Raw genomic sequence first — 13398 nt, 5'->3', positions numbered from 1 at the left:
ACGGGTGCTGTCATGAAAGTCTTGCATGTGATTACCAATTTTTCAGCCGTCGGCGGTGCAGAAACCATGCTGTCGCGTTTGATTCTGGCTCAGCCTCAGTTTGAGCATCATGTGGTTGCATTGATGCGTGTCAATGAAATCTATCAGACTGCGCTGGAACAATGCGCTTCGGTCACAGCACTGCAATGGAATGGACGCAATAGCCTAGCTGTTTTAAAGCAGTTGCGAGATATGATACGACAGATTCAACCCGACGTGATTCAGGGCTGGATGTATCATGCCAATGTCATGAGCAAGCTGGCATGTATTGGCTTGAAACAGGCGCCACCATTGTATTGGAGCATTCATCATTCTCTGGCGGCATTTCAGGACGAGTCACGTAGTACCAAACTGGCGCTATATCTCAGTCGTGTTCTGTCACCTTATGTGACGGGAGTCGTCTACTGTGCGCATTCAGCTCAAGCACAGCATCAAGCTTTTGGTTTCAGACCAAAGCAGCACTGTGTCATTGCCAACGGCATTGTCATGGATGATTTTAAGATTCAACTCAATAAACCTCAACAGCATAAACCATTGTTGGTGGGTTTTGCAGGACGGTATCATGTTGCCAAAGGGTTTGAATATCTATTTGGCATGATTGCCAGCGTGCAACATTTACCTATTGAGTTTTGGATCGCAGGTAAAGGTGCAGATTTAAACAATCCCGACATTCAACAGTTGATTCAGCAGTATCACATTGATTTAGATAAGATCAAACTGATGGGGCAAGTAGAGGATATGCCAGCGTTTTACCAACAGCTCGATTTGTTTGTGATGACGTCAATTACCGAAGGGTTACCTACCGTATTGATTGAAGCAATGGCTTCAGGTGTACCCTGTGTTACTACTAATGTTGGGGATGCGGGTTTTATTGTACAAGATACGGGGTATGTGGTGCCTGCACGAGATGTCGAGCAACTCAGTCAGGCGGTACAGACTTTTTATGCTTTGCCCGAGGCACAAAAGATGCAGCTTAAACAGCAGACCCGGGCACGTGTTCAGCGTCATTTTAGTATTGAATCGATTGCCGCGCAGTATGCCGCACTTTGGAATTCGTCCACATGAAGTTTTTAATGATCAGCAGTTATTTGCCTTCGGTGCTTAACTTTCGGGGAAAGTTACTCGAAGCGATTGCAGCCAAGGGATATCAGATTGTGGTGATTGCGCCCAATCATGCCGAATTTCCAGAGCAGGTGCAGCGCTTGCAGCAACTGGGCTATCAACTGGTCGACGTTCCCATGCAGCGCACTGGCACCAATCCTGTCGCCGATCTCAAAACTCTGTTTGCATTGTATCGCGCGATTCGGCAGATTCAGCCAGATATCCTGCTGTCTTATACCATCAAGCCTGTGATTTATGGGACTTGGGCAGCCAAGTTGGCCAAGGTGCCACAGCGCTTTGCACTGATTACGGGTCTGGGGTATGCTTTTCAGCGTACACAAAATCAGCGTCAAGGCATGTTTCAGCGCGTGATTCATGGCATGTATAAGCAGGCGTTGGCGTATAGCGACAAGGTTTTTTTTCAGAATCCTGATGATCTGGCCCTGTTTCGCAAGCTTAATTTGCTTGAATTAAACAAGCCCGCAGTAGTCGTGAATGGTTCGGGGGTGGATATTGCCAGATTTGAAGAGGTGCCGCTTCCTGTTCAGCCCAATGGCGTCATCAAAGTCGCCTTTTTACTGATTGCACGCTTACTGGGCGATAAAGGTGTGCGAGAATATGCCGAAGCAGCCAAGATCATCAAGGCACAGTATGCTGATGTTGAATTTCATCTGGTGGGCTGGTTAGACCAGAATCCATCTTCGATTAGACAAAGTGAACTGGATCAATGGGTTATAGACGGGCGCTTACACTATTGGGGGCGGCTTCAGGATGTTCGACCAGCGATTGCTGCAACATCTGTGTATGTCTTGCCATCGTATCGCGAAGGCACACCCAGAACCGTACTTGAAGCCATGGCGATGGGCCGAGCGATCATTACCACAGATGCCCCAGGCTGTCGTGAAACCGTAACAGATGGAGACAATGGTTATCTGGTCGAGGTCAAATCGGTTGAGTCACTGGTACAGGCCATGCAGCGTATGATTGCAGAGCCAGAGCAGATCATGGAAATGGGCAAGCGTTCACGTGAGATTGCACTAAATAAATACGATGTACATCGGGTCAATGGGCACATGCTACAGGAAATGGGATTGGAATCATCATGCTAAAACGTACACTGGATATTGTCATTGCTTCAAGTGCCTTGGTGGTGTTGTCGCCGTTATATCTATATGTGGCTTATAAGGTACGTAAAAATCTGGGTTCACCTGTTCTGTTTCGTCAGACCCGACCGGGGCTACACGGTCAACCCTTTGAAATGATTAAATTTAGAACCATGACTGATGCGCGTGATGCATCAGGACAATTGCTGTCCAATGATCAACGCCTGACGCCGTTTGGCAAGATGTTGCGTGCAACCAGTCTGGATGAAATACCAGAACTCTGGAATGTAGTTAAAGGCGAGATGAGCATCGTGGGGCCGCGTCCGCTACTGATGGATTATCTTCCGCTGTATAATGCCGAGCAGGCCAAACGCCATGATGTTCGTCCCGGCATGACAGGCCTTGCGCAGGTAAATGGCCGTAATTCAATCTCATGGCAAGAAAAATTTAAACTGGACACTTGGTATGTCGAGCATCAATCGGTATGGCTTGATTTCAAGATCATGTTGCAAACGGTGAAAAAAGTACTGGTCAAAGAAGGGATTAACCAGTCTGAAACAGTGACCATGACCCGTTTTACAGGAAATCCGCCAGATGACCACGCCAGTAAATAAAGTCGTTTATGCAGTTTATGGTGCCAGTGGATTTGGTCGTGGGGTTATGCCTCTTGCCAGAGCCCAGTTGAAGTCACAGCTTGATGCCGAAATGTATGATTTGGTCTTTATTGATGATGGCGAACGGGCAGATATCGTAAATGGTCATCAGGTGTATGATTTTGATCAATTTCTGGCTTTGGATGCATCTGAAAAATATGTCAGTATTGCGATTGCCAATAGTCAGATTCGCGAAAAACTGATCAACAAGCTACAACAGCATCAGATTGGCTCATGGAGCATCATTGCACCGACGGTGATCCAGATGGATGATGTCCAGATTGGAGAGGGTGCGGTGCTTTGTCATCATGTGCATTTGACCTCGAATATCCGTATTGGCCAGTTTTTTCATGCCAATTATTTTAGTTATGTGGCACATGATTGTGTGATTGGCGACTATGTGACCTTTGCACCTTCGGTACAGTGCAACGGCAATGTACATATTGGCGACCATGCCTATATTGGGGCAGGGGCAATCTTGCGTCAGGGTACGCCAGACCGACCTCTTATCATTGGCGAAGGCGCGATTATCGGAATGGGTGCAGTGGTTACCCGAGATGTTGCTGCACACACGACTGTGGTGGGGAATCCTGCCAGAATTTTAACTGCCTATCCATCAGGAAGCTAACACATGCTGAATACTGCTTTTGCCCCATGGCCAAGTTTTACCCAAGAAGAAGCGGATGCAGTGTCGAGTGTGCTGCTCTCTAATCGGGTCAATTACTGGACAGGGCAGCACTGCCGTGAATTTGAAAAAGAGTTTGCAGCATGGGTCGGTACAGCCTATGCGGTGGCTGTGTCAAATGGTACCACAGCGCTTGATCTGGCGTTGAAAGCATTGGATATTGGTGCAGGCGATGACGTGATTGTGACTTCACGTACCTTTTTGGCATCGGCAAGTTCAATTGTGACTGCAGGCGCAAATCCTGTATTTGCAGATGTTGAGCTGGACTCACAAAATATTTCCAAAGCCACAATTGAAGCGGTTCTTACACCGAAGACCAAAGCCATTATCTGTGTGCATCTGGCAGGTTGGATGTGCGATATGGACCCAATCATGCAACTGGCTGCCGAGCACGGGCTTTATGTGATTGAAGACTGTGCTCAAGCGCATGGTGCCGCGTATAAAGGTCGTGCAGCAGGCTCAATTGGACATATTGGTGCCTGGTCGTTTTGTCAGGACAAAATCATGACCACGGGTGGCGAAGGGGGTATGGTCACCACACATGATGAAACATTGTGGAAAAAGATGTGGGCCTACAAAGATCATGGTAAAAACTACGACAGCATTTACCATAAACAGCATCCGCCAGGGTTTCGCTGGTTGCATGATTCGTTTGGCACCAACTGGCGAATGATGGAAATGCAGGCGGTGATTGGTCAGATTCAGCTAAAGCGTATGAACGAATGGACCGCATTACGCACAGTTCACGCTGAACACATTCTGCAAGCCTTTGAGGCATCTTCATATTTTCAGGTGGATCGTCCAGATTCTAATTATGTTCATGCCTATTATAAGTGCTATGTACAGGTCATTCCTGAGCAATTGCCCGAAGGCTGGACACGTGATCGTATTATGAATGAGCTAAATGCGCTTGGGGTGCCATGTTTTAGCGGTTCATGTTCGGAAGTCTATCTGGAGCATGCCTTTGATGATACGCCGTGGCGACCAGAGCAGCGCTTAGCCAATGCAAAACGGCTGGGCGAAACCAGTCTGATGTTGTTGGTGCATCCCACATTGACGGCTGAAAATATGCAGCAGACCCTCAATGGTATTCAGCATGTTCTTCAGATGATGGCAGCATAGGATGTTAAAAACAGGCATGGTCAAAATTTATCTGAATTATTTGTCGGGGCTGGGACGGGTACAAAAAAAAGCCCTGTTACTGTTCATCGATGCCTGTATGTTGCCACTCCTGATGTGGTTTGCTTTTGCGATCCGACTTTTTAACTACAAAACACCTGTGATGGCAGGTTTTTCTTGGTGGCCTGCACTGGTGATTGTTTTAGGCATCAGTTGTCTATGGCTTACTGGCGTGTATCGTGCGGTGATACGGAGCTTTAACGAAAACTTTATTTTACGTCTTGCCTTTGCCGTAATTCTTAACATGCTGGCGCTATATGTGGTCGCAAAGCTCCGACTGGCTTTTGTACCGATGAGCATCCCGATTATTTTTGCTTCATTACTATTTGCATGGGTATGGTGTAGCCGCGCATTTATCCGTATTGTGATCAACAATACCTTGTATAGCCATACCGAAAAAACCCGTGTTGCGATTTATGGTGCGGGTAATGCGGGTCAGCAAATGGCTTTGGCGCTGGAACGTTCACCCAATCATATTCCTGTGCTTTTTCTGGATGACCACGTGGGTTTGCAAGGACAAATGGTGCAGGGGTTAAAAGTTTATTCACCTCGACAGCTTAATGAACTCAAACAGCGTTTTCACTTACATGAAATTTTGCTGGCGATTCCATCGATTGGACGTCAGCGTAAAATGCAGGTGATTCAACAACTGGAATCTCTAGCGTTAAAAGTGAGGGAAATTCCGAGTGTAGAGCAAATCATTGATGGTCAGTTGCATGTATCCGATATTCGCGAAGTGGATATCGAGACCCTGCTTGGACGTGAACCTGTCCCGCCCAATGTTGAGCTTCTGGATAAAAATATCCGAGATAAAGTGGTGCTGGTGACTGGAGCAGGGGGATCAATTGGTTCTGAGCTATGTCGTCAAATCTTGCAGCGTCAGCCCAAGTTACTCATCTTGTTTGAGCAATCTGAATTCTCACTCTACAGCATTCATCAGGAATTACAGCAGCGTCATCAAGCCCTGATTCCCATTTTGGGTTCGGTGTTCAATGAAAAAAAACTGACGCGGATCATGCAGCAGTATCAGGTCCAAACGGTCTATCATGCCGCAGCGTATAAACATGTACCTTTGGTAGAAGCCAATCCGATTGAAGGTCTGCGTAATAACAGTGTTGGAACCGCCAAAAGCTTAAATGCAGCAGTAACGGCAGGTGTGGAAACTTTTGTTCTGATCTCGACCGATAAAGCCGTACGTCCGACCAATGTCATGGGAGCGTCCAAGCGTTTGGCCGAATTGTACTGTCAAGCGGTAGCTGCTTCACAGCCCAAGACTAAAATCAGTATTGTACGTTTTGGCAATGTTTTGGGTTCATCTGGCTCTGTGGTGCCTTTATTTAAAAAGCAGATTGCGGCAGGTGGCCCCATTACAGTGACTCATCCAGATGTCACCCGTTACTTTATGACCATTCCTGAAGCCGCGTTGCTGGTGATTCAAGCGGGAGCTATGGGTGAGGGCGGCGATGTATTTTTATTGGATATGGGAGAGTCAGTTAAAATACGCGATCTGGCATTACAAATGATTGCTTTGAGTGGTCTCAAGCTGAAAGAAGGCGCCGAGGATGAAGGCGATATCGAGATTCACTATACAGGATTACGTCCAGGTGAAAAGCTTTATGAAGAGCTCCTGATCGAGCAAAGCAATGTTCAGCCTACAGCACATGAGCGCATTGTCAAATCTTATGAAAAGCAGTTTGCTCTAGAGCAAATCAAAATCCTGATTGATCTCATCCAGCACAGTTATACCCATCGTGATGATCTAGATGTGATTTTGCAGCAGCTTGAGCACTATGTCGATGGTTATAAACGCAGTGATCAGGTCGTGGTGAGTTGAGATGCTTCCTAGATATAGCCTTGTACTAGCGGCTTACATTCAAAAGTTACAATCTGATCTAGAATATCGCCCATATATTTCATAATTCTTAAAAATAAAATTTATATTTTTCAATGAATAATTTGTTAGAGAAATTAGTATACATGTTTAAAACTATTAGGCTTATAGCGTGATCCTGTTTCCAGAATACATAAAAAATGCTGAATAACTCCATCAGTTAAGCTATTGATCATGTAACCAAGAAAATGTAGCCTATAGCTCGATTTATCCATCATTTATCTCTCAAATATAATTTGATCAGAGATAAATTTTTAATAAACAGAAAGTATAAAACTTACTTTCCTGTAAGTTGTATTTTGATTACGGCATACAGCTTTTTAAATAAAATATAAGCTTACTTCCAAGGGTCCAAGATGGCTTCTAGATTAAATGCATCCTATATCTCAATATTGCAAAGATTTTGTGATGTGGTTGCGATATATTTGGGATTGTATGTTGTTTTTAAAATAAACAGTTTGCCGATTAATAATCATACATTGCTCGCATTTTTAAGTATTGTGAGTATTTTCCAACTGATTGGTGGTCTTACAGACTTCTATCGTTCATGGCGTGGGATTAGTTTTTTGAGTGAACTAATTTCATGTTTCAAAAATATTACGCTCAGTGTTTGTGTGTTTTATTTGATCAGCTTTTTCTTTGTAAGTATAAAGCTGCTCGAAGTTTTTGAAGTTCTCTTTTTACTCATTGTTTTTATGAGTATTTTTAGAGGATTAGCGCGGGTTTTATATTCTTTATTTTTTAAAATTATAGATAATTCTAAAGGCGTTATGGTGATTGGTGATTCACCCAAAGCCAGTAAGCTTTTTCTTGATCTGGGTATTTCAAAATGGACAGGTTACAATCCAGTGGGATTGTTTTCATTTAAGATTGATTTTAACCGTTTGAATTTTCATGGGGGCATCCAAGATGCAATTACTAAAATTCAGTCAGGAGATATACGTAAAGTTTATATCGTGATTGATCAAGACAATGTGAAGCAGGTTGAGTCATTACTTGAGATCTTGGCAGACTCGACCTGTTCAGCAGTGATTATTCCAGATCTATTTTCTTATGATTTTCTCTATTCGCGTGTTGAAGACGTTAATGGTACGCCAATCATTCCTTTATTTGACTCCCGAATTGACGGGATTAATAATTTTTTAAAGCGGGTTGAAGATATCGTCATTGGTTCGATGATTTTATTATTGATTTCGCCCCTACTGCTGGTCATTTCGATTGCGATTAAGTTGACTTCGTCAGGCCCCGTGTTTTTTAAGCAAATTCGTTATGGTCTAAATGGCAAATCCATTCTGGTTTATAAGTTTCGAACCATGAAAGTGATGGAAAACGGTTCTCAAGTAAAACAAGCTGTAAAGAATGACCCAAGAGTGACCTCTGTTGGACGCTTGTTACGGAGAACTTCACTGGACGAGTTACCACAATTTTTTAATGTGATTTTAGGTAATATGTCGATTGTGGGTCCACGTCCGCATGCGGTCGCGCATAATGAGGAATACCGCAAACTGATCCCTGGTTATATGTTACGTCATAAGGTGAAGCCTGGAATTACGGGATTGGCTCAAATCCGTGGGTGGCGTGGTGAAACCGATACTTTAGATAAAATGGAAAAACGGATTGAGTGCGATCTTGAATACATACGTACGTGGAGCATTTGGCTTGATATTAAGATTATTTTTCTGACCGTATTTCGTGGGTTTATCCATAAAGCAGCGTATTAATAACATTTCTCACTCTGTATCAAGACTTCGAATATTTTAAATAAATTAATTTAAGAGAAGTCCTAATTTTTTAGACTAAGTGGTTGATAAAATGATCAAAAAAGCAATTCTTCCAGTCGCAGGTTTAGGAACGCGCTTTTTACCAGCAAGTAAGTCAATTCCCAAAGAAATGGTCACTGTCGTGGACCGCCCAGCGATCGAATATGTGGTGCGTGAAGCCGTCGAAGCGGGAATTACCCAAATTATTCTGGTGACACATTCTTCAAAGGCATCAATTGAAAATTATTTCGATCGAAATTTTGAGCTGGAAACCACACTTGAACAAAAGAAAAAGCATGATTTGTTGGCCGAGATTAGCAATATTGTACCCGCAGGTGTCACCATTGTCAGCGTACGTCAACCACAGCCTTTAGGTTTAGGACATGCGGTTCTCTGTGCCAAAGATGTGGTGGGTGATGACGATTTTGCAGTACTACTACCCGATGTATTGGTCAAGGCAAAGCAAGCAACTCATGATCTTACCCAAATGATTGCACGCTTTGATGCTGCTCAGGCTGCACAGATTATGGTCGAGGCTGTACCTGATCATCTGGTGGATCAATACGGGATTGTAGACGTTGCTCAAATTCCTGCCGAAGGTCAGAGTGAAGTGATGAAGGGAATTGTAGAAAAACCGAAACAGGATCAGGCACCTTCTAATCTTTCAGTGGTTGGGCGCTATATTTTACCAGCAAAAATTATGCAACTGCTTGAACAAACACCTAAGGGTGCAGGAAATGAAATTCAGCTCACAGATGCGATTGCCTTACTCCAAAAGACAAATGTGGTAGAAGCTTACCGTATGCAAGGTCAGACATTTGATTGTGGGAGTAAGCTCGGTTATTTGAAAGCTGTGTTACATTATGGATTAGAACACCCAAAATTGGGTCATGATTTTAAACAATTGATTAACGAACTCGATTTATAAAAATTTAGATTGCGGCGCAGAATAGAATGAAAATAGCAATTTTTGGTACTACACTCCATGCAGGTGTGATGGCTGCATTATTGGCAGAACGTGGTAATGACGTTTTCTGGTGTGCAGATCATGACTATAAAGGTCTTGAAGAGCAAATTGTCTGCCAGACTTATCAGGAACAAGACGTAAATCGTCTGTTGGTTAAGCAGCGTCAGCTTGGTTTTCTCAAGGATTGTCGTTTTTCTTCTATTCCGCTGGATATTGAAGCTTACTTATTTTGTTTTAGCCCAACAGAGTTACAGTTCGCTCTCGAAGTCACCCAGCTTTTAAATATACGTCCGATTATTCATCCGCGCCTCATGATCAATGGCTCAACCTTTGGCTTGCATGGCACAGAAAAGCTGAAGCAAAATTTGCCTAAAGATCACTGGGTTTATTTTCCAGATATGATTCAGGAAGGTAATGCCATCAACAGTGTACTTACTGTAAAACATGTGATTGTTGGTGTGGAATCGGATTATACCAAAACCATTATGCACGAAATGTTGCGCCCATTTTTTCGTTTCAATCATCAGTATTTGTTTATGCCAATACTTGATGCCGAATTTACCAAACTGAGTATTTCAGGAATGCTGGCAACACGTATCAGCTACATGAACGATATGGCGCTTGTAGCAGAGAAGCTTGGCATTGATATTGCTAATGTCAAAGAGGGAATGGCAGCCGATACACGTATTGGTTCGGCTTATCTCTCTGCAGGTGTAGGATTTGGTGGCGAAAACTTTTCACATGATATCTTGACCCTGTCTAATGTTGTCTCTGACACAGGTGCCCGTAGTCGTTTATTAGAGCAGGTATGGGAAATCAATGAGCAACAAAAAGAAGTGTTATTTCGCAAGCTCTGGAATTACTATCACTGCGATCTTAAAGATAAGGTGGTTGCGATTTGGGGTGCTGCGTTTAAGGAAAATACATCGAATATTCATAATGCTCCAATCCATAGCATGTTAACTGCTTTGTGGGCGCAGGGAGCCATTGTAAAACTCCATGATCCACAGGCACTTGAGGAGATTCAGGCACGGTATGGAAAACGCAATGATCTTATTTTGTGCACTGAACAATATGAAGCCACACGCGGTGCACACGCTTTATGCGTAATGACCGTATGGAAACAGTACTTGAGTCCAGATTATAAAAAACTTCAACAATTGATGGCACACCCGTTTATTTTGGACGGACGTAATGTTTACGATCCAGTTTATATAAAACAGCAAGGGTTTGCCTATGAGGGTATAGGTCGGTTATGAACAAAAATATCGAACAATTTCCAAGGAAAACCACGTTGACACCTCAACAAAAACTTGAACAGCTGATGGAACAGCACAAAACAGTTCATTTGACTGAATTGTTTGACAAAGAACAGGATCGTTTCGCCAAGTATTGTGTGGGCTGTGAAGATCTGGTTTTTGATTTTAGTAAACAGCGCATTAATCAGCCCATTTTAGATGCGCTGGTTCAACTGGCCGAGTCTAAACAATTAAACAAATGGATTGATACTTTATTTTCTCAAAACAAGATTAATTACACTGAACAGCGTGAGGCCATGCACTGGGCACTACGTTTACCTGCGGATAATCAGGTCTATCCAGAGCTCGCTAAACAAGTCAGTGATCAGTTAGAGCGAATGTATCAACTGGTGAATAAGATTCATGAAGGACAATACCGTGGTGCAACGGGTGAAGTCATTCAGGATGTTGTGAATATAGGTGTGGGTGGCTCAGATTTAGGGCCTTTGATGGTCAGTCATGCGTTATCCGATTTTAAAGTCAAAACAGCAAAGCCTTTAAATATCCGTTTTGTCTCGACGATGGATGGTAGTCAGCTCTCTGATATTCTGCATCAGTTAAGACCTGAAACCACTCTATTTATTGTCTCATCCAAGTCATTTAGTACCATTGATACACTTTCTAATGCGCATACTGCTCGAAAATGGTTAGAAAAAGCCTTAGGTCGTGAAAGTAGCATACTCAAAAGCCATTTCATTGGCGTTTCAACCAAACCTGATAAAATGACCGAATGGGGTATTCATCCAGATAACCAATTCTTGCTGTGGGACTGGGTGGGTGGTCGTTATTCTTTGTGGTCATGTATTGGTCTACCTATCGCATTGACGATTGGTGTGGAAGGTTTCAAAGCCTTTTTGGCAGGTGCACATGGTATCGATGAACACTTTAGAACCACAGAATTTCATCAAAATATTCCAGTGCTGATGGGGTTGATGGGGATCTGGAATACCAATTATTTAAATTTAAAAACTCATGCAGTTTTGCCTTATGATGGACGTTTAAAATATTTTACGTCTTATCTGCAACAGCTCGAAATGGAGTCTAATGGCAAGTCTACTCAGCGCAATGGGCAAAAAGTGGAGAATACCACCTGTCCAATTGTATGGGGTGAGGTTGGACCAAATGCACAGCATGCGTTCTATCAGCTTTTGCATCAAGGGACACAAAAAGTCAGTTGTGATTTTATCGCACCAATGCACCGCTATAATGCCAATCATTTTACGTATGTTGAAAATGCAGATGCTTTGATTGATCAGCATTTACTCGCGTTATCCAACTGTTTGGCACAATCACGTTTGCTGGCTTTTGGAAATGATGCACTCAAGGTAGATCAGCGAGAGCAGCTTCCAGCATATAAACAGTATGAAGGCAATCAGCCAAGTACCACCATGCTTCTGAAAGAGCTCTCTCCTCGGACGATGGGTAAACTGATTGCGTTGTATGAGCATAAAGTTTTTGTTCAGTCGGTGATTTGGGACATTAACCCGTTTGATCAGTGGGGCGTCGAAAAAGGTAAGGAAATTGCCAATGACTTGCTACCTATCTTAAACGGCGAGAGCAGTGATCTTTCACACCTCGATGACTCGACGCAAGGTTTAATTCAGTTTTTGTTGGGAAAGTCTAATGGCTAAGATTTTGGTAACAGGTGGGGCAGGCTATATTGGCTCGCACACCTGTGTGGAATTGTTAAATGCGAACCACAGTGTGGTTGTAGTGGACAATTTATCAAATAGCTCAGAAGAAGCGTTGTTTCGCGTGCAACAGTTGACTGGGAAAAGTCTGGATTTTGTACAAGGTGATATTCGTGATAGCACATTGCTGGATCAGGTCTTTGCACAATATTCAATTGATGCAGTGATTCATTTTGCAGGTTTGAAGGCGGTCGGTGAAAGCCAGCAGATTCCACTTGCCTACTTTGATAATAATATTGCAGGCAGTATTAGTCTGGTCAAAGCCATGGAGCGTGCAGGTGTATTTAAGTTGGTGTTTAGTTCATCTGCGACCGTGTATGATGAAGCCAATACTTCTCCACTGAATGAAGATATGCCAACAGGTATGCCATCCAACAACTATGGCTATACCAAGTTAATTGTTGAGCAAATGCTGGAAAAACTGGCAATTGCAGATACACGTTGGTCAATTGCCTTATTGCGTTATTTCAATCCTGTGGGTGCACATCAAAGTGGACAAATAGGCGAAGATCCACAAGGTATTCCAAATAACTTAATGCCATATGTGACTCAGGTTGCAGTGGGACGCCGTCAAAAACTGTCGATCTTTGGCGATGACTATGACACCATCGATGGAACAGGCGTGCGAGATTATATCCATGTGGTCGATTTAGCCAATGCACATTTGTGTGCTCTGAATAATCGTCTGAATGCAGTAGGTTGTCGTGCCTGGAATATTGGCACAGGAAATGGTTCGTCGGTATTACAGGTCAAAGATACTTTTGAACAGGTCAATGGTGTCGCCATTGCTTTTGAGTTTGCACCGCGCCGTTTGGGTGATGTTGCAACTTCATTTGCCGATAATCAGCGCGCGCTTGATGAACTCGGATGGGTACCACGCTACACTCTTGAAGACATGCTGAAAGATAGCTGGAACTGGCAAAAACAGAATCCACAAGGGTATTCGAACTAATTATTTATCGATTTAACGGGAAACAGTCAGAAAGGTGTGGCTGGTTCCCCGCGTGTGTATAATAGCCAGCATTGTGGAT

The 13398-nt window shown here is 43.4% G+C and carries 11 protein-coding genes; all 11 read left to right on the top strand.

Annotation, left to right across the window (positions count from 1 at the left end; all coding sequences use genetic code 11):
* The first annotated feature begins 12 nt into the window (after positions 1–12).
* The 11 genes from F952_RS16245 to galE all read left to right on the top strand — a co-directional run bounded on the left by F952_RS16245 (position 13) and on the right by galE (position 13319).
* Entirely contained in the window at positions 13–1104 is a 1092-nt protein-coding gene (locus F952_RS16245) for a glycosyltransferase (RefSeq protein WP_004930792.1), read from the top strand.
* Entirely contained in the window at positions 1101–2249 is a 1149-nt protein-coding gene (locus F952_RS16240) for a glycosyltransferase family 4 protein (RefSeq protein WP_004930788.1), read from the top strand. Before F952_RS16245 ends, F952_RS16240 begins: the two co-directional genes overlap by 4 nt.
* The gene (locus tag F952_RS16235; RefSeq protein ID WP_004930785.1) at positions 2243–2857 is read left to right on the top strand and encodes a sugar transferase; all 615 of its coding nucleotides are present in this window, start codon (positions 2243–2245) and stop codon (positions 2855–2857) included. The genes F952_RS16240 and F952_RS16235 overlap by 7 nt, the downstream gene beginning before the upstream one ends.
* Positions 2838–3524, top strand: coding sequence for an acetyltransferase (locus F952_RS16230; protein WP_004930781.1), 687 nt, complete (start codon positions 2838–2840; stop codon positions 3522–3524). The genes F952_RS16235 and F952_RS16230 overlap by 20 nt, the downstream gene beginning before the upstream one ends.
* Before the next feature lie 3 nt (positions 3525–3527).
* Positions 3528–4703 (top strand): DegT/DnrJ/EryC1/StrS family aminotransferase, encoded by a 1176-nt coding sequence (locus F952_RS16225; protein WP_004930778.1) that lies wholly within the window; start codon positions 3528–3530, stop codon positions 4701–4703.
* A 16-nt stretch (positions 4704–4719) separates the two neighbouring features.
* The gene (locus F952_RS16220) at positions 4720–6594 is read left to right on the top strand and encodes a nucleoside-diphosphate sugar epimerase/dehydratase (protein WP_004930775.1); all 1875 of its coding nucleotides are present in this window, start codon (positions 4720–4722) and stop codon (positions 6592–6594) included.
* A 413-nt stretch (positions 6595–7007) separates the two neighbouring features.
* Complete coding sequence (locus F952_RS16215) at positions 7008–8372, top strand: undecaprenyl-phosphate glucose phosphotransferase (RefSeq protein ID WP_004930767.1); 1365 nt, start codon at positions 7008–7010, stop codon at positions 8370–8372.
* A gap of 91 nt (positions 8373–8463) precedes the next feature.
* A complete protein-coding gene (galU, locus tag F952_RS16210) occupies positions 8464–9339 on the top strand; it encodes a UTP--glucose-1-phosphate uridylyltransferase GalU (protein WP_004930764.1) in 876 nt (291 codons plus the stop codon).
* 26 nt (positions 9340–9365) lie between these two features.
* A complete protein-coding gene (locus F952_RS16205) occupies positions 9366–10637 on the top strand; it encodes a nucleotide sugar dehydrogenase (protein ID WP_004930762.1) in 1272 nt (423 codons plus the stop codon).
* On the top strand, positions 10634–12307 hold the full coding sequence (pgi, locus tag F952_RS16200) for a glucose-6-phosphate isomerase (protein ID WP_004930760.1): 1674 nt from the start codon (positions 10634–10636) through the stop codon (positions 12305–12307). The genes F952_RS16205 and pgi overlap by 4 nt, the downstream gene beginning before the upstream one ends.
* Complete coding sequence (gene galE, locus F952_RS16195; protein WP_004930756.1) at positions 12300–13319, top strand: UDP-glucose 4-epimerase GalE; 1020 nt, start codon at positions 12300–12302, stop codon at positions 13317–13319. The genes pgi and galE overlap by 8 nt, the downstream gene beginning before the upstream one ends.
* The last annotated feature ends 79 nt before the right edge of the window (positions 13320–13398 follow it).

This window comes from Acinetobacter baylyi DSM 14961 = CIP 107474 (assembly GCF_000368685.1).
GTDB classification, from domain to species: domain Bacteria; phylum Pseudomonadota; class Gammaproteobacteria; order Pseudomonadales; family Moraxellaceae; genus Acinetobacter; species Acinetobacter baylyi.
Note: the sequence above shows the minus strand (reverse complement) of the source record. Positions and strands in the feature narration are given on the sequence as shown.

Excerpts from the sequence above, each read along its gene's own strand:
- F952_RS16245 (WP_004930792.1), top strand. The coding sequence starts at position 13 with ATGAAAGTCTTGCATGTGATTACCAATTTTTCAGCCGTCGGCGGTGCA.
- F952_RS16240 (WP_004930788.1), top strand. The coding sequence starts at position 1,101 with ATGAAGTTTTTAATGATCAGCAGTTATTTGCCTTCGGTGCTTAACTTT.
- F952_RS16235 (WP_004930785.1), top strand. The coding sequence starts at position 2,243 with ATGCTAAAACGTACACTGGATATTGTCATTGCTTCAAGTGCCTTGGTG.
- F952_RS16230 (WP_004930781.1), top strand. The coding sequence starts at position 2,838 with ATGACCACGCCAGTAAATAAAGTCGTTTATGCAGTTTATGGTGCCAGT.
- F952_RS16225 (WP_004930778.1), top strand. The coding sequence starts at position 3,528 with ATGCTGAATACTGCTTTTGCCCCATGGCCAAGTTTTACCCAAGAAGAA.
- F952_RS16220 (WP_004930775.1), top strand. The coding sequence starts at position 4,720 with ATGGTCAAAATTTATCTGAATTATTTGTCGGGGCTGGGACGGGTACAA.
- F952_RS16215 (WP_004930767.1), top strand. The coding sequence starts at position 7,008 with ATGGCTTCTAGATTAAATGCATCCTATATCTCAATATTGCAAAGATTT.
- galU (WP_004930764.1), top strand. The coding sequence starts at position 8,464 with ATGATCAAAAAAGCAATTCTTCCAGTCGCAGGTTTAGGAACGCGCTTT.
- F952_RS16205 (WP_004930762.1), top strand. The coding sequence starts at position 9,366 with ATGAAAATAGCAATTTTTGGTACTACACTCCATGCAGGTGTGATGGCT.
- pgi (WP_004930760.1), top strand. The coding sequence starts at position 10,634 with ATGAACAAAAATATCGAACAATTTCCAAGGAAAACCACGTTGACACCT.
- galE (WP_004930756.1), top strand. The coding sequence starts at position 12,300 with ATGGCTAAGATTTTGGTAACAGGTGGGGCAGGCTATATTGGCTCGCAC.